18 protein-coding genes are annotated in these 17,752 nt (G+C 60.4%); 11 read left to right on the forward strand and 7 right to left on the reverse strand.

The window, feature by feature from the left end; genetic code table 11:
• Positions 1-5: 5 nt before the first annotated feature.
• From KW838_RS00230 to KW838_RS00260, 7 genes are all read left to right on the forward strand, one after another.
• Positions 6-836 (forward strand): carbohydrate ABC transporter permease, encoded by an 831-nt coding sequence (locus tag KW838_RS00230; RefSeq protein WP_095966710.1) that lies wholly within the window; start codon positions 6-8, stop codon positions 834-836.
• Between the two features lie 155 nt (positions 837-991).
• Positions 992-2,095 carry an ABC transporter ATP-binding protein gene (locus KW838_RS00235; RefSeq protein WP_218499973.1) on the forward strand — a complete coding sequence of 368 codons (1,104 nt, stop codon included), beginning with the start codon at positions 992-994 and terminating at the stop codon, positions 2,093-2,095.
• Positions 2,096-2,111: 16 nt separating this feature from the next.
• Positions 2,112-3,584 (forward strand): mannitol dehydrogenase family protein, encoded by a 1,473-nt coding sequence (locus tag KW838_RS00240; RefSeq protein ID WP_218499974.1) that lies wholly within the window; start codon positions 2,112-2,114, stop codon positions 3,582-3,584.
• 146 nt (positions 3,585-3,730) lie between these two features.
• On the forward strand, positions 3,731-5,227 hold the full coding sequence (xylB, locus tag KW838_RS00245; protein ID WP_218499975.1) for a xylulokinase: 1,497 nt from the start codon (positions 3,731-3,733) through the stop codon (positions 5,225-5,227).
• A gap of 13 nt (positions 5,228-5,240) precedes the next feature.
• A complete protein-coding gene (locus KW838_RS00250) occupies positions 5,241-6,185 on the forward strand; it encodes a carbohydrate kinase (RefSeq protein ID WP_218499976.1) in 945 nt (314 codons plus the stop codon).
• A 289-nt stretch (positions 6,186-6,474) separates the two neighbouring features.
• Positions 6,475-6,741, forward strand: a complete 267-nt coding sequence (locus KW838_RS00255) for a DUF2790 domain-containing protein (protein WP_218499977.1) — start codon at positions 6,475-6,477, stop codon at positions 6,739-6,741.
• A 91-nt stretch (positions 6,742-6,832) separates the two neighbouring features.
• Complete coding sequence (locus KW838_RS00260; RefSeq protein WP_095966704.1) at positions 6,833-7,228, forward strand: hypothetical protein; 396 nt, start codon at positions 6,833-6,835, stop codon at positions 7,226-7,228.
• Here the strand turns inward: KW838_RS00260 and KW838_RS00265 are convergent.
• Entirely contained in the window at positions 7,225-7,491 is a 267-nt protein-coding gene (locus tag KW838_RS00265; protein WP_102702507.1) for a DUF1652 domain-containing protein, read from the reverse strand. The genes KW838_RS00260 and KW838_RS00265 overlap by 4 nt on opposite strands.
• A gap of 294 nt (positions 7,492-7,785) precedes the next feature.
• On the opposite strand from KW838_RS00265, the gene eco reads away from it, so the two are divergent.
• Positions 7,786-8,268, forward strand: coding sequence for a serine protease inhibitor ecotin (gene eco, locus KW838_RS00270; RefSeq protein WP_218499978.1), 483 nt, complete (start codon positions 7,786-7,788; stop codon positions 8,266-8,268).
• A gap of 31 nt (positions 8,269-8,299) precedes the next feature.
• Here the strand turns inward: eco and ilvA are convergent, their stop codons facing one another.
• Positions 8,300-9,313, reverse strand: a complete 1,014-nt coding sequence (gene ilvA / locus KW838_RS00275) for a threonine ammonia-lyase, biosynthetic (protein ID WP_218499979.1) — start codon at positions 9,311-9,313, stop codon at positions 8,300-8,302.
• Positions 9,314-9,560: 247 nt separating this feature from the next.
• Here ilvA and KW838_RS00280 point away from each other — a divergent pair, with 247 nt between their 5' ends.
• Positions 9,561-9,896, forward strand: coding sequence for a DUF2834 domain-containing protein (locus KW838_RS00280; RefSeq protein WP_218499980.1), 336 nt, complete (start codon positions 9,561-9,563; stop codon positions 9,894-9,896).
• Positions 9,897-9,971: 75 nt separating this feature from the next.
• Here the strand turns inward: KW838_RS00280 and KW838_RS00285 are convergent, their stop codons facing one another.
• Positions 9,972-10,895, reverse strand: a complete 924-nt coding sequence (locus KW838_RS00285; RefSeq protein ID WP_218499981.1) for a magnesium transporter CorA family protein — start codon at positions 10,893-10,895, stop codon at positions 9,972-9,974.
• A 7-nt stretch (positions 10,896-10,902) separates the two neighbouring features.
• Positions 10,903-12,489: a RimK family protein gene (locus tag KW838_RS00290; RefSeq protein ID WP_256358684.1), complete on the reverse strand. Its 1,587-nt coding sequence runs from the start codon at positions 12,487-12,489 to the stop codon at positions 10,903-10,905.
• 93 nt (positions 12,490-12,582) lie between these two features.
• Here KW838_RS00290 and KW838_RS00295 point away from each other — a divergent pair, with 93 nt between their 5' ends.
• Complete coding sequence (locus tag KW838_RS00295; protein WP_218499982.1) at positions 12,583-13,680, forward strand: GNAT family N-acetyltransferase/peptidase C39 family protein; 1,098 nt, start codon at positions 12,583-12,585, stop codon at positions 13,678-13,680.
• 101 nt (positions 13,681-13,781) lie between these two features.
• Here the strand turns inward: KW838_RS00295 and KW838_RS00300 are convergent, their stop codons facing one another.
• The gene (locus KW838_RS00300; RefSeq protein ID WP_218499983.1) at positions 13,782-14,933 is read right to left on the reverse strand and encodes a PQQ-dependent sugar dehydrogenase; all 1,152 of its coding nucleotides are present in this window, start codon (positions 14,931-14,933) and stop codon (positions 13,782-13,784) included.
• Between the two features lie 65 nt (positions 14,934-14,998).
• Positions 14,999-15,346, reverse strand: coding sequence for a hypothetical protein (locus KW838_RS00305; RefSeq protein ID WP_218499984.1), 348 nt, complete (start codon positions 15,344-15,346; stop codon positions 14,999-15,001).
• Positions 15,347-15,539: 193 nt separating this feature from the next.
• Here KW838_RS00305 and KW838_RS00310 point away from each other — a divergent pair, with 193 nt between their 5' ends.
• Positions 15,540-16,400: a Ku protein gene (locus KW838_RS00310; RefSeq protein WP_218499985.1), complete on the forward strand. Its 861-nt coding sequence runs from the start codon at positions 15,540-15,542 to the stop codon at positions 16,398-16,400.
• Between the two features lie 50 nt (positions 16,401-16,450).
• On the opposite strand, the gene lpxO is transcribed toward KW838_RS00310, so the two are convergent.
• The gene (gene lpxO, locus KW838_RS00315; RefSeq protein ID WP_102702518.1) at positions 16,451-17,350 is read right to left on the reverse strand and encodes a lipid A hydroxylase LpxO; all 900 of its coding nucleotides are present in this window, start codon (positions 17,348-17,350) and stop codon (positions 16,451-16,453) included.
• Positions 17,351-17,752: the final 402 nt, after the last annotated feature.

A 17,752-nucleotide genomic window follows, 5' to 3' on the forward strand; every position in this document is an offset into this window, starting at 1 on the left:
CTGCCATGACTCTTCAACAATCCCGTCGTTTGCAAAGCCTGTTGCTCGGTACGCTGGCCTGGGCCATCGCGATCCTGATCTTCTTCCCGATCTTCTGGATGGTACTGACCAGCTTCAAGACCGAAATCGAGGCCTTCGCCACGCCGCCACAGTTCATCTTCACGCCGACGCTGGAGAACTACCTGCACATCAACGAGCGCAGCGACTACTTCAGCTTCGCCTGGAACTCGGTGGTGATTTCCTTCAGCGCCACGGCCCTGTGCCTGCTGATCGCGGTGCCGGCGGCCTACTCCATGGCGTTCTACGAAACCCGGCGCACCCGAGGCACGCTGCTGTGGATGCTCTCGACCAAGATGCTGCCGCCGGTGGGCGTGCTGATGCCGATCTACCTGCTGGCCAAGAGTTTCGGCCTGCTCGACACGCGGATCGCGCTGATCGTCATCTACACGCTGATCAACCTGCCGATCGTGGTCTGGATGATTTACACCTACTTCAAGGACATCCCCCGGGACATCCTCGAAGCCGCGCGGCTGGATGGCGCAACGCTGGTCCAGGAGATGCTCCGGGTATTGCTGCCGATCGCCAAGGGTGGCCTGGCGTCCACGGTGCTGCTGTCGCTGATCCTGTGCTGGAACGAGGCCTTCTGGTCGCTGAACCTGACCTCGTCGAAAGCCGCGCCACTGACCGCCTTGATTGCCTCCTACTCAAGCCCCGAAGGGCTGTTCTGGGCCAAGCTGTCGGCGGTCTCGACCCTGGCCTGCGCGCCGATCCTGATCTTCGGCTGGATCAGCCAGAAACAGTTGGTCCGCGGCCTGTCGTTCGGCGCTGTGAAATGAATCTCTGTAGGAGCGAGCCTGCTCGCGATGGACGTGAACGATAACGATGGCTGACTGGAAGAGCGCGTCGCCTGAACGTTCATCGCGAGCAGGCTCGCTCCTACAAAAAGCCTGCCCGGCTCAATCTGAATAAAAACAACCGGAGGCCCACCACCATGGCCAACCTGAAAATCAAGAATCTGCAAAAAGGCTTTGAAGGTTTTTCCATCATCAAGGGCATCGACCTCGAAGTGAACGACAAGGAATTCGTGGTCTTCGTCGGCCCGTCGGGCTGCGGCAAATCCACGCTGCTGCGCCTGATCGCCGGGCTCGAAGAGGTCAGCGGCGGCACCATCGAACTGGACGGCCGCGACATCACCGAAGTGAGCCCGGCCAAGCGCGACCTGGCGATGGTGTTCCAGACCTACGCCCTGTACCCGCACATGAGCGTGCGCAAGAACATGTCGTTCGCCCTCGACCTGGCGGGCGTAGCGAAAGCCGAAGTGGAGAAAAAGGTCAGCGAAGCGGCGCGCATCCTCGAACTGGGGCCGATGCTGGAGCGCAAGCCCAAGCAACTGTCCGGCGGCCAGCGCCAGCGCGTGGCGATCGGCCGGGCCATCGTGCGCAACCCGAAAATTTTCCTGTTCGACGAACCGCTGTCCAACCTCGACGCGGCCCTGCGCGTACAGATGCGCCTGGAATTGCTGCGCCTGCACAAAGACCTGCAAGCGACGATGATCTACGTCACCCACGATCAGGTCGAAGCCATGACCATGGCCGACAAAGTGGTTGTGCTCAACGGCGGCAAGATCGAGCAAGTCGGCTCGCCACTGGATCTCTACCACCAGCCCGCCAACCTGTTCGTCGCCGGTTTCCTCGGCACGCCGAAAATGGGCTTCCTCAAGGGCAAGGTCAGCCGCGTCGACAGCCAGGGCTGCGAAGTGCAACTGGAGGCCGGAACCCGCATCAGCCTGCCCTTGAGCGGATCCCATCTGAGCGTCGGCAGCGCAGTGACCCTGGGCATTCGCCCGGAGCATCTGGAACTGGCCAAGCCCGGCGACTGCACCTTGCAGGTCACCGCCGATGTCAGCGAACGCCTGGGCAGCGACACGTTCTGCCACGTCCGGACTTCCTCCGGCGAAGCCCTGACCCTGCGCGTTCGCGGCGATCTGGCCAGCCGCTACGGCGAAACCCTGAGCCTGCACCTGGACGCGCAACACTGCCATTTATTCGATGCCGACGGCGTGGCGTTGACCCGCCCGTTGCGCGTTGCTGCCTGATCCCAGAGAGACTGTGATGAAACTCAATAAACAGAACCTCAGCCGCCTCGCGCCCGGAGTGACCCTGCCCGCCTACGCGCTGGACGATACCCGTCAAGGCATTGCGCACATCGGCGTCGGCGGTTTCCATCGCGCCCACCAGGCGTTTTACACCGATGCGCTGATGAACACCGGAGAAGGCCTGGACTGGGCCATTTGCGGTATCGGCCTGCGTGCCGAGGACCGTCGCGCCCGTGACGATCTCAAGGATCAGGATTACCTGTTCACCCTGTTCGAGCTCGGCGATGGCGACGATACCGAAGTGCGGGTGATCGGGGCCATCACCGACATGTTGCTGGCCGAAGACGACACCCGGGCATTGATCGACAAACTGGCCAGCCCCCAGATCCGCATCGTCTCGCTGACCATCACCGAAGGCGGTTACTGCATCGACGACAGCACCGGTGAGTTCATGGCGCACTTGCCGCAGATCCAGCATGACCTCGCGCACCCCGACACGCCAACGACCGTGTTCGGCTTGCTCTGTGCCGCACTGGCCAGGCGCCGCGCCGCGGGCACAGCGGCCTTCACCCTGATGTCCTGCGATAACCTGCCGCACAATGGCGCCGTCACCCGCAAAGCCCTGCTGGCCTTCGCCGCCTTGCACGACAGCCCCCTGCGCGACTGGATCGCCGCCAACGTCAGTTTCCCCAACGCCATGGTTGACCGCATCACGCCGATGACCAGCACCCGACACCGCCTGCAACTGGCGGACCAGCACGGGGTAGACGATGCCTGGCCGGTGGTCTGCGAACCCTTCGTGCAATGGGTGCTGGAAGACAAGTTCGTCAACGGTCGCCCGGCCTGGGAAAAGGTCGGCGTGCAGTTCACCGACGACGTCACGCCCTACGAAGACATGAAGATCAAGCTGCTCAACGGCAGCCATCTGGCGCTGACCTACCTGGGGTTCCTGAAGGGTTACCGTTTCGTCCACGAAACCATGAACGATCCGCTGTTCGTGCGCTATATGCGCGCCTACATGGACCTGGACGTGACGCCGCAACTGGCCCCGGTGCCGGGAATCGACCTGACCGAGTACAAGAACACCCTGGTGGCGCGCTTCTCCAATCAGGCGATTGCCGACCAGCTCGAACGGGTGTGTTCGGACGGTTCGTCGAAGTTTCCGAAATTCACCGTGCCGACCATCAACCGCCTGATCGCCGATGGCCGCGAGACCAAACGCGCGGCCTTGGTGGTGGCGGCGTGGGCCTTGTATCTGAAGGGCGTGGATGAACATGGCGACACGTACAGCATTCCCGATCCTCGTGCCGAGTTCTGCCAGGCGCTGGTGGTCGATGATGTGCTGATCACCCAGCGGTTGCTGGCTGTCGAAGAGATTTTTGGTACGGCGATACCCCGCTCGGCGGAGTTTGTCGCGGCGTTCGAGTGGTGCTGCAACAGTTTGCGCGAGGTGGGGGTGTCGCGGACGCTGGAGCGGGTGTTGGCGTAAGGACGGTGGTGTGACAACTGCCCTCTTCGCGAGCAGGCTCGCTCCCACATGGATATCCGTCGAGCACAACATGTGTGTCCACTGAAGATCTCCTGTGGGAGCGAGCCTGCTCGCGAAGAGGGTCTACTGATATCGAAGGATCTTGCATGACAACCCGACAACTCTTCCTCGGCATCGACTGCGGCACCCAGGGCACCAAGGCCATCATCCTCGACGCGGTCAGTGGTGAAGTGCTCGGCCAGGGCGCGGCCAGCCACAGCCTGATCAGCGCGGCCAATGGCCGTCGCGAACAGGACACCCATCAGTGGCTGGAAGCCTTCGCCACGGCCACCCGCCGCGCGTTGCTCGCGGCCAGGGTCGATGGCCAGTCGATCCTCGGCATTGGCGTGTCCGGCCAGCAACATGGCCTGGTGCTGCTCGACGATCAGGGCCAGGTGCTGCGTCCGGCCAAGCTCTGGTGCGACACCGAAACCACGCCGGAGAATGACCGTCTCCTGGCCCACCTCGGCGGCGAAAAGGCTTCGCTGGAACGCCTCGGCGTGGTCATCGCGCCGGGCTATACCCTGTCCAAACTGCTCTGGACCAAAGAGCAGCATCCCGAGGTGTTTTCCCGGATCGCCCGTATCCTGCTGCCCCACGACTACCTCAACCATTGGCTCACCGGCCGCAGTTGCAGCGAATACGGTGATGCCTCGGGCACCGGGTATTTCAATGTGCGTACCCGGCAGTGGGATTTGCAATTGTTGCGCGACATCGACCCCAGCGGACGCCTGCAAGCGGCGCTACCCGAGCTGATCGACGCGCACCAGGCGGTCGGCACGATTCTGCCGGACATTGCCCAACACCTGGGCATCAATCCGCGGGCCCAGGTGTCCAGTGGCGGCGGCGACAACATGATGGGGGCCATCGGCACCGGCAATATCCAGCCCGGTGCAATCACCATGAGCCTCGGCTCGTCAGGCACTGTGTACGCCTACGCCGACCGGCCGAACGTCGCCGCGGATTGCGCAGTCGCCACCTTCTGTTCTTCCAGTGGCGGCTGGTTGCCATTGATCTGCACCATGAACCTGACCAATGCCACCGGCCTGGTTCGCGACCTGCTGGACCTCGACATCGATCAGTTCAATGCACTGGTTGCCCAAGCGCCCATCGGTGCCGAAGGCGTGAGCATGTTGCCGTTCTTCAACGGCGAGCGGGTGCCCGCCCTGCCCCATGCCAGCGGCAGCCTGTCGGGCCTGACCATGAGCAACCTGACCCGGGCCAACCTGTGCCGCGCGGTGGTCGAAGGCACGACATTCGGTTTGCGTTACGGACTGGACCTGCTGCGCCACAATGGCTTACAAAGCCGCAGCATTCGGCTGATCGGGGGTGGTTCGAAAAGCGCGGTGTGGCGGCAGATCGTCGCCGATACCATGAATACCCCGGTGATCTGCACGGAACAAAGCGAGGCCGCGGCCCTGGGTGCGGCGATCCAGGCGGCCTGGTGCGTATTCCGGGCAAACGGCAACGAACTCAGCCTGGCGGACCTGTGCGAGCGCTGCGTGAAACTCGACCCGACCAGTGAAACCCTGCCGGTCGCCGACAATGTACGAGCCAGTCAGCAGGCTTATGAACGCTATCGACAGCATGTCGCAACCCTTTGAAGAGTGAACAACTATGTACCTGGTGTGTGGCGAAGCGCTGTTCGATTTTTTCAGTGAAGACGACGCCGGCGGTCTGGCGTCCAAAGTGAACTTCAAAGCCATCGCCGGTGGCTCGCCGTTCAACGTGGCCGTGGGATTGCGCCGGTTGGGCGTGGATTCGGCGCTGTTGGCCGGGTTGTCCACCGACTACCTGGGCCGGCGCCTGTTGCAGGTGCTGCGGGATGAAGGTGTGCGCCAGGACTTCCTGCTGGATTTCGCCGCGCCGACCACCCTGGCGATGGTCGCCGTGGGTGCCAATGGCTCGCCGCAATACAGCTTCCGTGGCGAAGGCTGCGCCGATCGACAGTTGCAGCCGGAGCACCTGCCGGCACTCGGGCCTGAAGTGCGTGGCCTGCATATCGGATCGTTTTCCCTGGTGGTGCAGCCGATCGCCGACACCCTGTTGGCATTGGTGCGCCGGGAAAGTGGCAATCGCCTGATCAGCCTCGACCCGAACGTGCGCCTGAACCCGGAACCGGACATTGAACGGTGGCGTAAACGGATCGCGCTGCTGGTGGAATTGGCCGACCTGATCAAGGTCAGCGACGAGGACCTGCATCTGTTGTACCCAGGCCAGGACCCGGCGCAAGTGATCGAGGGCTGGATGCAGCATCGCTGCCAGTTGGTGTTCCTGACCCGGGGTGGCGAAGGCGCGAGCGTGTTCAGCCGGGCTCACGGCTCGTGGTCGACTCCGGCCTGCGCGGTAAAAATCGCCGACACCGTGGGCGCAGGGGATACCTTTCAAGCGGCGTTGATTGCCTGGTTGACCGAGCAGCAACTGGATTCGGTGGAAGGTGTAAAACAACTTGGCCGCGAGCAGATTGACGGCATGCTGAAGTTCGCGGTGCAGGCGGCGGCGTTGACGTGCAGCAAGACCGGGCCGGATCTGCCTTATCGGGAGCAGTTGGATCTGCGCTGATTTCGAGGGCCTCTTCGCGAGCAGGCTCGCTCCCACAGGGTTGCGGGTCGTTCATGACATTCGTGTCGACGCTCGGGCAATGTGGGAGCGAGCCTGCTCGCGATGGTCTTAACTGATACACAGGATCGCGCCTTCGCGACAGGCGGCGTTCAGCCGGGTTAACCCTCGTTTAACCGTGCGGTCCAACACTTCACTGGACCGCACGCCCTCAGACTGTTCTGACGCCCGGTGCGGCAGGTTCGACAAGCCACACATCGAACTGACTTCCCGTACGCACTGGAGATCGCTGATGAACACTCGCACCTTGCTGGTTACCGCCGCCCTCGCCTGCACCGCGTTTGCCGGCCTGGCCCAGGCCAATGACACCGCTACTTCTCAGGCCGTGCCCTACCACTACGGCATGCCATTGCATGTCAGCAAAGTGATTTCACTGACCGAGCCGGACACCCTGGAGTGCAAGGTGGTGAAGGCCGACATGAAGTACCTCGATGAAACGGGGAAAGCCGCAGAAATCACCTACCGTAAACTTTCCGACGCCTGCGAGAACCAAGGCTGACCGAAACGTCTGATTTGACACCTGGCGGTATTCCTTTGAGGGCCGTGGCGCTATGCTCTAGCGCCTCCCTCACTGCCCGCAAGGATTGGCCATGCAGTTTTCGTTTCGCACCTTGTCGATGTTTACCGCTGCCTTATGCCTTTTGCTGAGCCTGGTCTGGGGTTTGGCACCTCAGTGGCTACTGTCGCTGTGGGGGATCGAATTTTCATTCGTGGCCGGATTGGTCGCGCGCCGCACCGCCGTGCTGTTCGCAGCGTTTAGCGTGATCTCTTACCTGGTCCGCAACGCGCCCCCTTGTGCAACCCGCAATGCGCTGAGCCTCGGCTTCGTCGTCGGCTGCTGGGGATTGGCCGTGCTGGGTTTTGCCGAATGGCTCGCCGGCCATGTCGGGCCGGGCATGTTGCTGGCTGTCGGGCTTGAACTGGCGCTGGGCCTGGCGTTCTTCCAGACCCGGCGCGTGTCGGTGGAGCTCGAAACTGCTGGTTAAAGCGCCCTGCCCAGCATCGAGTGTGGTTCTACTGCTACGTGATGCTGTCTGGAACGCAGTTGGGCGATCAACTCGTTTATTTCCCGACAACCATTGAGTCCGGAGGCATCGATGCCGGTGACCATCAGATCGAGCTGATCGGTTTGCCCGTCGGCATAGATCTTCACGGTCATCGACAGATCTGGTGACAACGTGCACTCGCAACGTTTGGGTAAAAAGCTGGCTTCGATGATATTGCGAAGTTCCAAGGCAGAAAGAAACATGGCGACCTTCTCCTTTGTGAGACTGCCAATCAACATCAACGCTCGCTCGTATGCGCTCTCATATAAAAGCTCGGCAAGCTTCAAGGACAGCTACAGCATAAAACATACCCCGGATCTCGGAGCGCAGTTCATCGGCAATTCAAGGGTTTAGGCCTGTCACCTGTAAAACCTGCCGTGCAGCTTGCATTATACGCCCCTGGCGCCCCCTGCAATTTGCACGCTGGGCGCCACGGATTTGCATTCGTACCACTCGACAGTGAAAATGCCGCCCTTCACTTCAAGCAAGGAGGCATCATGAATTCTTTGACCGTTAACGCTTGCGCAGCGCTGTTCGCACTCAGCCTTGCCAGCGTGGCGCACGCCGCCAAACTCGAAGACACCGCGCCCTATCCGAAGGCCGAGAGCGGTTTTACCCGCCAAGTGATTCACCTCGCGCCACAGCCGCGGGAAGACGACTTCCAGGTCGAGATCCTGGCCGGCAAAACCATGGCCGTGGATTGCAACCGCCCGCGTCTGGGCGGCATTCTCGAAGAGAAAAACCTCGAGGGTTGGGGCTACCCCTTCTATCGCCTGGACAAAGTCATTGGCCCGATGAGCACGCTGATGGCCTGCCCGGACGGCACGAGCAAACAGGATTTTGTGCCGGTGGTCGGTGACGGCTTCCTGCTGCGTTACAACAGCAAGCTGCCGCTCGTGCTGTACGTACCCAAGGACATCGAAGTGCGCTACCGAATCTGGTCGGCGTCGAACAAGGTCGAGAAGGCCATTCAGGAATAACCCGGGCATCTGCTATTGGCCTGCACCAGGGTCATGCCGGCGCGCCGCTCAACGCAGCGCGCTCGGCCACATGCCCCAGGCTGTCGAAATTGATGTTGGCACCGGAGTCGATGGCCACCAGGGTCTGACCGCGGGCCCCGCTGCGTGCCACGTACTGCTTGATTCCGGCCACGGCCAGCGCACCGGAAGGTTCGGTGATCGAGCGGGTATCGTCGTAGATATTCTTGATGGCGGCGCAAAGCTCGTCATTGCTGACCGTCACCACCTCATCAACGCAAAACCGGCAGACCTCAAAACCGTAAGCGCCGATCTGCGCCACCGCCACTCCATCGGCAAAGGTGCCGACCTTGGGCAGGATGACTCGCTCACCGGCCAGCAACGCGGCTTGCAGGCACGCCGAATGCTCCGACTCGACGCCGACGATGCGCACCTGCGGCTGCAAGTATTTGACGTAAGCGGCGATGCCGGCGATCAGTCCCCCGCCCCCCACCGGCACGAAGATCGCATCCAGCGGACCTTGATGCTGACGCAGGATTTCCATGGCCACCGTGCCTTGGCCCGCGATCACATCCGGATCGTCAAAGGGCGATACAAAGGTGCGACCGCTTTCCCCGGCCAACTCCAGTGCATAGGCCAGTGCAAACGGAAAACTTTCGCCATGCAAAACCGCATCGGCGCCCCGGCTGCGAACCCCGTTCACCTTCAATTGCGGCGTCGTGCAAGGCATTACGATGGTGGCGCCGATCCCCAACTCCCGCGCCGCCAGCGCCACACCCTGCGCATGATTGCCGGCAGAAGCCGTGACCACGCCGCGAGCCTTTTGCATGTCGCTCAGTTGCACCAGCTTGTTGTAGGCGCCGCGGATCTTGAAGGAAAAGGTCGGTTGCAGGTCTTCGCGCTTGAGCAGGATCTGGTTGCCCAGTGCCTCGGACAAGGCCGGTGCCGCTTGCAACGGCGTACGCACCGCCAGTTCATACACCGGCGCGGCAAGGATTTTTTTGACGTAGCCTTCAAGCAGGGCTTGCTGGTCGGTTGTAAAACTCATGGTCGTCTCCTGACATTGATCGGGGCCCAGGAGACAGAAAGTAAAAACCCGCCTCGAGGGCGGGTTGGGTGCTGCAGTCGTGAGCTAGCCCGCCAGATGAGGAATGGCGGTAATAATGCTTGGCTGGCAGCGCAATACGGTGGAAGTCATGGCTCGAAATTAGCCGGGCGTTGATGGCAAGTCAATGGCAAATTTATGCAGATCCCTCTAGGCTGCCGATTCCAGTCATTGCCCAAGGAAGGAACACATGAATGCCATTGCCCTGCCCCTTATCGCCCTGATCGCCTTTGCCGGCTATACCCTTTCGGTGATGCTCCAGGCCGAACAATCGCTGATCGACTTCGGCATCAGCCTGATGTCACGTCCCGACACTGCGCAAGTGGTGATCGATCTTTACCTGCTGGCGACGCTGGCGGGTATCTGGATGTACCGGGATGCGCGAAAGCGCGGGCGTTCGGCGCTTACGGTGGTGCCCTATCTATTGATCACCGCTGTGTTTGTGTCGGTTGGGCCGTTGTTGTATCTGGTGGTACGCGGGGTTCAGGATCGTAAGAGATTGGCGGCCGCGACTCGGCAAATCTGACCCGGTCCCCTGTGGTGAAGCTGAAATTGCTTTCGCGAGCAGGCTCGCTCCCACAGGGATTGACCTGCACCACCGTCACTTCGCCAACCGCTTGAGCCCCACTACCATCGCCCCCGCCCCGATCATCATCGTCGACAGCAGCAAGGGGTACGAAACCCACCACGGCGTTCCCGCCGTCATCATGCTGAACTCGGACATGCCGCCGATGCTCGCAATCAGGTTCAACGGCAAAAACACCACGTTGATCAAGGTCAGCTTGCGCAGCAGGTTGTTCATGCTGTTGTTCATCAGGTTGCCCCGGGCGTCGATGAGGCCGGAGAACACCGTCGAATAGATTTCCGCCTGCTTGTAACACTGGTTGTTCTCGATGATCAGGTCATCGATCAGGCTGATGGCCTCGGCGTTGAAGCCCTGCTTTTGCGCATGATTTCGCAGTCGGTTCAGGACCGCGCCATTGCTGTGAATCGCATTGATGTAATAGATCAGGCTTTCGCTGAGGTTGAACATCTGGATCAGGTGCTGATTCTGCATCGAGGCGTTGAATTTCTGCTGCAATTCCCGGGCGATCAGCTTGATCACCTTCAAGTGCCCCAGATAGTGGTGGATGTTGTTGAACAGCAGATCGAGCAGGACATCCAGTGGCGTGTCGAGCGCCTGGCGCCTGCCGAGCCCGTTGAGCGGTGCGTCATCGGTGGCGATCACCAGCAAGCGCCCCGGAGAAAACAGCAGGCCACAGGATGACACCTGGAACCCCAGGTTGTCGGCACCGGAGTAACTGTCCGGACGCTTCCAGATCAGGAACAGGTTGTCGGGATGGAACTCGATGCGCGACACCTCGTCAGGGTCCAGCGCCGAGGCCAAGGCGTGTTCGTCGAGTTTGAAATGACTGTGCAGCAGGTCGCGCTCGGCCGCATCGGGGTCACTGAACAGCATCACCTCGGCGTCCAGTCGCTCGACGGCCTGCAGCGTTCCACCGCTCAACTGAAAACTCTTGATCATCGCTGCTTCACCAGGCCTGGCCGCGACGCTTAAGCTCCAGGCGCCGAACGAACTCCTCCAGCACCAGCTTGTACAGATCGTCCTGCAGGTAGGCGTCTTCGATGCCGGCGTCCATGTTCGGGTTGTCGTTGACCTCGATCACCACCACTTTGTCGCCGGACTGTTTGAGGTCGACCCCGTAGAGGCCATCGCCGATCAGGTTGGCCGTCTTCACCGCCAGTTCCACCACCGCTCGCGGCGCTTCGTGAACCGCCAGGGTGCGGCATTCACCGTTGATGTCCTGGCCCTTGGCCTTGTGGTTGTAGATTTGCCAGTGGCCCTTGGACATGAAGTACTGGCAGGCAAAGATCGGCTTGCGGTTGAGCACACCAATGCGCCAGTCGTACTCGGTGTAGAAGAACTCCTGGGCCAGCAACAGCACCGAGTGTTCGAACAGTTCGGCGGTGGCTTCGAGCAACGCCTGCTGGCTCTCGACCTTGATCACACCCCGGGAGAAACAACCGTCGGGGATCTTCAACACCAGCGGAAAGCCCAGTCGTTCGCCCACCCGTTCAAAGTCTTCCGGTCGCTCCTTGTAGAGGATTTCAGTGGCGGGCATGCCCAGTTGATGACTCTTGAGCAGATCGGCCAGATACACCTTGTTGGTGCAGCGCAGGATCGACGTCGGGTCGTCCATCACCACCAGCCCTTCGCTCTCGGCTTTCTTGGCGAAGCGATAAGTATGGTTGTCGACGCTGGTGGTCTCGCGGATCAGCAGGCCGTCGTATTCGGCGATCCGCGCATAGTCCTTGCGCTCGATCAGTTCGACATCGATACCCAGAGTCCTGCCGACGCGGACGAAATTGTCCAGCGCCCTGGCATTCGACGGTGGCAGGGCTTCCTGAGGATCGTGCAGGATGGCCAGGTCGTAGCGGGCCAGCCGTCGTGAGCGCGGCAGTCGCCAGATCTTGCGACTGAAACTGTCGAGGGAGTGGGCAAATTGATCTTCCTGATCCTCCCGCAACTTGTGCAACGCACCCGACTTTATACCTTCGATATGCCAACCGTTAGTTCGGCGAAATTCAACTAACAAGATCGGACAGGCAAACACTTCAAATAATTGCCTGGCCAGATCCTGCAAGGGTTCAATATTGGTCTTGCCGAAATACAACGTCAGGGTAAACCCTTCGGTGTCACTGTAGACATGATGACTGAGCGCTTTTTCCAGGGTTTTATCCAGGTCGTCAAGGGCCAGGCCATAAAGGGATTTGCGGGTCAGTTCGCTGATGGTTCGCACCGACGGAATGACCTTGTGCCCACGGGCTTCAGCCAGCAGCGAGCAGTAGTAACCGTGCCCCAGGTACTTGTAACTGCGGCACAGGTTGATGACCTGCACGCGCTTGCCCTGCTCATTGTCGCGGGTTTGTTCCAGATACTCCTGGGCCGTGACGATGTCTTCGCTGGGAAAATAGGAGGCCCAGTCTTCCTTGCGTTCGACGATGATAATCAACTGGCTGGAAGTTTTATTGGAGTCATTTAAATAAGTTGCCGAAGTGATTGCTGTCGGCAAAGTTTGCTCGGATACTTCGCGCCAATGACCTTGTACCGCTGACATAGTGATTGATCCGTTGGAGAACAAGACCTTTCCTATTAAGCACGAACTTTTTCGAAAGTCCCGTTTCGTTACGCAACTTTTACGGCGGTCATTATGAATACAGTTTTTCGTTTGGCAGCAATAGAAGACTTACCCGCACTGCTGCAACTTGAAGAGCAATGCTTTACCACCGACCGGCTCAACAGTCGCAGCTTTCAATGGATGATCAGCCGCGCCAACGGGCAACTGCTCGTGGCCCAGCGCGGCGAGCATCTGCTGGGCTACGCCCTGGTGCTTTTCCACCGCGGTACGTCGCTGGCGCGTCTCTATTCGATCGCCATCGCGGCACAGGCGCGGGGCAATGGCCTGGGCAAGCAACTGCTCGAGCGCACCGAAGCCATTGCCCTGGAACAAGATTGCGCCTATTTGCGTCTGGAGGTGCGTCTCGACAATCCGGCGGCGATTGCCCTGTATGAACGTAACGGCTACCGGCGCTTTGCCCTGATCCACGACTATTATCAGGACCACGCCGATGCGTTGCGCCTGGAAAAACGCATCCTCCAGCACCGCGAATCACGCAATATCCAAGTGCCCTACTACCCACAGACCACCGATTTCACCTGCGGTCCGGCCTGCCTGCTCATGGCCATGGGCGCGTTGCAGCCGGGGCGTTTGCTGGAGCGGCGTGAAGAACTGCAAATCTGGCGCGAGGCAACCACCGTGTTCATGACCTCCGGCCACGGTGGTTGCAGCCCGCAAGGCCTGGCATTGGCGGCCTGGCGCCGCGAGTTTCGGGTGCGCCTGCAACTGAGCAAAGCCGGGCCGTTGTTCCTTGACGGGGTGCGCGATGAGCATAAAAAAGACGTAATGCGCCTGGTGCACGAGGAGTTCACCGCGCAGCTGCTTGCCAGTGACGTCGTGTGCGAGATCGGCGGGCCGCTGGATCTTGCGCAACTGCTGGAGCATGGCGGGCAACCGTTGGTGCTGATCAGCAGCTATCGCCTGACCCGCTCCAAATCGCCGCACTGGGTGATAGTGACCGATTGCGATGAAGAATTTGTCTATCTGCACGATCCCGATGTGGACCACAGCCAGCATCGCCAGGCCATGGACTGCCAGCACCTGCCGGTCAGCCATGGGGAGTTCGAGAAGATGTGCAGCTTTGGCCGGGACAAATTGAGGGCAGCTGTGATTGTGTATGGACAGAAGTAGTCGCTACTTCTGTGGGGTTCTCCCACCGCCTTCGCGCTCCCACACTTGAAATGCATTCCCCCTGTGGGAGCGGGCTTGCTCGCGAAGGCGGCGTGTGAGATTCACTTCAAACCGACTTTATACAATTCACCCTCCTCTTCATCGGTCAACACATACAAATACCCATCCGGCCCCTGCCGAACGTCGCGAATGCGCTTTCTCAACGTCCCGAGCAAGCGCTCCTCGTGCACCACCTTGTCGCCATTGAACTCGAGACGAATCAGCTCCTGGCTGACCAACGCGCCGATGAACACATTGCGTTGCCAGGCCTTGAACCGATCGGCATCGTAGAACGCCATGCCGCTCAGGCCCGGGGACTTTTCCCAGACATGGTTCGGGGCAACGGTACCTTCGACGGTTTCACCCCTGGCTTCGGGAATCGGTTTACCGGAGTAGTTGATGCCATGGGTCGCCAGCGGCCAGCCGTAATTCCTGCCACGCTCGATGATGTTGATTTCATCGCCGCCCAGAGGGCCGTGTTCGTTTTCCCACAGCGTGCCGTTCCACGGGTTGAGCGCCGCGCCTTGCGGGTTGCGCTGCCCGTAGGACCAGATTTCCGGGCGCACGTTGGCCTGGCCGACAAAGGGGTTGTCCTTGGGCACCGTGCCGTCCGGGTAGATTCGCACCACTTTGCCTTGCAGCTTGTCGAGGTCCTGGGCGGTCGGGCGCTCATTGTTTTCCCCCAGCGTCACGAACAGATAGCCGTCGCGATCGAACACCAGCCGCGAACCAAAATGGTTGCCTTCCGAGAGTTTGGGTTCCTGGCGCAGGATCACCCGGAAATCCTTGATCGCCGTCAGATCGTCGGAGAGCCGGCCGCGCCCCACCGCCGTACCGGCCTTGTTGTCCTCTCCACCCCCTTCGGCATAGGACAGATAGACCATCCGGTCCTGTTTGAAATCGGGTGACAACGCGACGTCGAGCAAGCCGCCCTGCCCCTTGACCCAGACGGTTGGCACGCCATTGAGCGGTGCCGACAGCTTGCCGTCGGCGGTGACCAGCCGCAGGTTGCCGGGCCGCTCGGTGACCAGCATGCTTTTACCATCCGGCAGAAATGCCAACGCCCAGGGGTGCTCCAGCCCCTTCACGACGGTGGTCACCTCAAGTGTGCCTTCTTCGCTTTTCATTGTCTGGGGGGGCGCGGCAAGCACAGGGACAGTGGCGGTCATCAATACGCCGGCACAGAGGATTGCCAATGGGTTCTTGCGCAACATGCAGACTCCTTTTCTGATGATCATGAGGCCTGGAAAAAACACTGGGCACAGCTCATGCCGGCCACTCAACGGTTGCCGGTGCCGGCGTCTCGTGGCGCAGGGTTGGGAATGAATGTCGGGGGGCTGGCGGGAGCGCTCCGCTCGGGATAGCGATTACCGATGCCGCCGTTGTCCAGTGTCGGCGGGCGCGGGACCGGCACGGTATTGGGCCCGCGAATGGCCGGCGCACTGGGTCGGGTGCCTTGCATGCTGTTGGGATTGGCCCGGTTGATCGGGCTGCTGTAAGGGTTGTTGTTGGTGCTGCCCGGCAGGTTCTGGACCATGTGCAACGAAGCGGAGGTGTCGGCCTGGACCAGTGGCACCAGCATGGCACTCAAGGCCAGCGCAAGGGCGCCAGACAGGTATCGGTTCATGGGAGGGCCTCGCTGCGTCACGTGGATAAGGACTTCGATACCACGCTACGCCCGGGGTTCGTATTTGTTAACAAAAACCTCCCCGGCAAGATGTAACACGACGTTGATCCGATTAAAGGAACGGCCCCACAGGCCACGGAAACTTTTGTTCGAGGCCGCAGGTCACCTGAACATCACTCGCGAGTAGACGACCATGGCACGGGCAATCTGGAAAGGCGCAATCAGCTTCGGACTGGTGCATATCCCCGTGGCGCTGGTCTCGGCAACGTCTTCCCAGGGCGTCGATTTCGATTGGCTCGACAGCCGCAGCATGGACCCGGTGGGCTATAAGCGTGTCAACAAGGTCACGGGCAAGGAAGTCACCAAGGAGCACATCGTCAAGGGCGTGCAATACGAAAAAGGCCGGTACGTGGTGCTCAGTGAGGAGGAGATCCGCAGCGCGCACCCGCTCTCGACCCAGACCATCGACATTTTTTCCTTTGTCGACGGCGAGCAGATTCCCTTGCAGAACATCGACACGCCTTACTACCTGGCACCCGACAAGCGCGGCGGCAAGGTCTATGCCCTGCTGCGCGAAACCCTGAGCAAAACCGGCAAGGTCGCCCTCGCCCATGTGGTACTGCATACCCGCCAGCACCTGGCCGCGCTGATGCCCCTGGAGTCGGCGCTGGTGCTGGTGATGCTGCGCTGGCCGGCAGAAGTCCGAAGCCTCGATGAGTTGGCGCTGGGCAGCGAAGTGACCCGGCCGGAACTGGCCAAGGGCGAACTGGACATGGCCAGGCGCCTGGTGGAGGACATGAGTGCCCAATGGTCGCCGCAAGACTATCGGGATGGTTTCGAGGACAAGATCATGGCCCTGGTGGACAAGAAGGCCCATGAAGGCAAGATTGAAGACGTCGAAACCGCCTCGGGTGAAGAGCTACGTAAAACGGCGGATGTCATTGACCTGACCGAGCTGCTCAAGCGTAGCCTGGGCAGCAAGGGTGCCGGGAAAGCAACGGCCAGGCCGAAGGCGAGCAGCAAACCGGCGGCGAAGAAGAAAGCCGGCAAGTGATTGGCTGAATGTCCGGGCCTCTTCGTTGGAACGCCGCCCGGACACCCCCTTCAGATCAGAATGATGACCACCAGCAACCCGGCGAAGATCGACCACTTTTCGAGGTAGTAAAGCTTGCGGTTGCGTTTTTTCAGTTGCTTGCCGTGCAGGCGCACCTTGTAGATCTTGCCGAACAGGCGGTTGAGGCCGCCGGTCTTGTCGCCCGCCTCGTTGGGCGCACCCGCCGCCGACATGACATGGCGACTGAACCAGCGATTGAATGCCGCTGCCCACCTGTATTTCATCGGCCGCTCGACGTCGCAGAACAAAATGATGCGGTTCTGCTGCGTGGTGTTTTCTGCGTAATGAATGTAGGTCTCATCGAACATCACCGCTTCGCCATCGCGCCAATGGTAGTCCTGGCCATCGACATTGATGTAGCAACCCTCGGCGTTGGGGGTTTCCAGCCCCAGGTGGTAACGGTACGAACCGGCATACGGGTCGCGGTGGCGCACCAGCCTGGAACCCGGTGGCAACTCGGCGAACATTGCCGCCTTGATCGAACCAATGCCCTGCACCAGCTCGGTGGTGCGCGGGCAGAGCTTCATGGCCGATGGATGGCTGTCGCCGTACCACTTGAGATAAAAGCGCTTCCAGCCGGTCTTGAAAAACGAGTTGAAACCGACGTCATCGAATTGGTTCGAACGCTTGATCTCGCCGGCCCGAAGCAAATTCTGGCCTTCGGCACGAATTTCTTCCCAGTGCGCCTGCAGCGGACGCAGGTCGGGGAAGTCGGCCGGGTCGAGATAGGGCTTGTTGGGGATTTTCGAAAACAGATATAGAAAGCAATTGATCGGCGCCAGAAACGTCGAGTGATCACTCAACTGGCGGCCCAGCTTATGGCGCACCTGGCCACGCAGGTGGACGTACGCAATTGAGACAACATAGATAACGGCAATGATCAGTTTCACGGAAATCGTCACACGTCAGAAGGAAACAAACTGCGCCCTCGCGGGTCTTGTGCAGCGGCTGAAAACGAAACAGCGGCCCTGTAGCGCCATCGAACTACGCCGACGATCGGCGCTCAACCGACGGATGGCATTTTAGCCACAGTTTGTAACCAATAGTTAACCTGTAACTGTGAAAAACTGTCCACAAAATCCGCCGAAACGTCACTGCGGCCTCAACGCCCTATCGTTTAAAGAGCCAGACCAGTACAATCGCCGCCAAACTTTACGCGCCCCCAGGTTGAAAGCGGAAAAATCCCCTTTCAGCGCACGTTGACTCGGGCCAGGCGCGCCACATGCTGCTGTCCACTTAATGCCAGATGGAACTTCCACTGCCGATCGGGATGAATGTCCCGTGGTCCGGAC

This window comes from Pseudomonas sp. PDM27, from assembly GCF_019219205.1.
GTDB lineage: Bacteria > Pseudomonadota > Gammaproteobacteria > Pseudomonadales > Pseudomonadaceae > Aquipseudomonas > Aquipseudomonas laurylsulfatiphila.

Excerpts from the sequence above, each read along its gene's own strand:
- KW838_RS00285 (WP_218499981.1), bottom strand. The coding sequence starts at position 10,895 with ATGATCAAGAGTTTTCAGTTGAGCGGTGGAACGCTGCAGGCCGTCGAG.
- KW838_RS00300 (WP_218499983.1), bottom strand. The coding sequence starts at position 14,933 with ATGTTGCGCAAGAACCCATTGGCAATCCTCTGTGCCGGCGTATTGATG.
- KW838_RS00235 (WP_218499973.1), top strand. The coding sequence starts at position 992 with ATGGCCAACCTGAAAATCAAGAATCTGCAAAAAGGCTTTGAAGGTTTT.
- KW838_RS00265 (WP_102702507.1), bottom strand. The coding sequence starts at position 7,491 with ATGTTTCTTTCTGCCTTGGAACTTCGCAATATCATCGAAGCCAGCTTT.
- KW838_RS00290 (WP_256358684.1), bottom strand. The coding sequence starts at position 12,489 with ATGTCAGCGGTACAAGGTCATTGGCGCGAAGTATCCGAGCAAACTTTG.
- KW838_RS00310 (WP_218499985.1), top strand. The coding sequence starts at position 15,540 with ATGGCACGGGCAATCTGGAAAGGCGCAATCAGCTTCGGACTGGTGCAT.
- xylB (WP_218499975.1), top strand. The coding sequence starts at position 3,731 with ATGACAACCCGACAACTCTTCCTCGGCATCGACTGCGGCACCCAGGGC.
- KW838_RS00305 (WP_218499984.1), bottom strand. The coding sequence starts at position 15,346 with ATGAACCGATACCTGTCTGGCGCCCTTGCGCTGGCCTTGAGTGCCATG.
- KW838_RS00295 (WP_218499982.1), top strand. The coding sequence starts at position 12,583 with ATGAATACAGTTTTTCGTTTGGCAGCAATAGAAGACTTACCCGCACTG.
- KW838_RS00250 (WP_218499976.1), top strand. The coding sequence starts at position 5,241 with ATGTACCTGGTGTGTGGCGAAGCGCTGTTCGATTTTTTCAGTGAAGAC.
- ilvA (WP_218499979.1), bottom strand. The coding sequence starts at position 9,313 with ATGAGTTTTACAACCGACCAGCAAGCCCTGCTTGAAGGCTACGTCAAA.
- KW838_RS00280 (WP_218499980.1), top strand. The coding sequence starts at position 9,561 with ATGAATGCCATTGCCCTGCCCCTTATCGCCCTGATCGCCTTTGCCGGC.
- KW838_RS00230 (WP_095966710.1), top strand. The coding sequence starts at position 6 with ATGACTCTTCAACAATCCCGTCGTTTGCAAAGCCTGTTGCTCGGTACG.
- eco (WP_218499978.1), top strand. The coding sequence starts at position 7,786 with ATGAATTCTTTGACCGTTAACGCTTGCGCAGCGCTGTTCGCACTCAGC.
- KW838_RS00240 (WP_218499974.1), top strand. The coding sequence starts at position 2,112 with ATGAAACTCAATAAACAGAACCTCAGCCGCCTCGCGCCCGGAGTGACC.
- KW838_RS00260 (WP_095966704.1), top strand. The coding sequence starts at position 6,833 with ATGCAGTTTTCGTTTCGCACCTTGTCGATGTTTACCGCTGCCTTATGC.
- KW838_RS00255 (WP_218499977.1), top strand. The coding sequence starts at position 6,475 with ATGAACACTCGCACCTTGCTGGTTACCGCCGCCCTCGCCTGCACCGCG.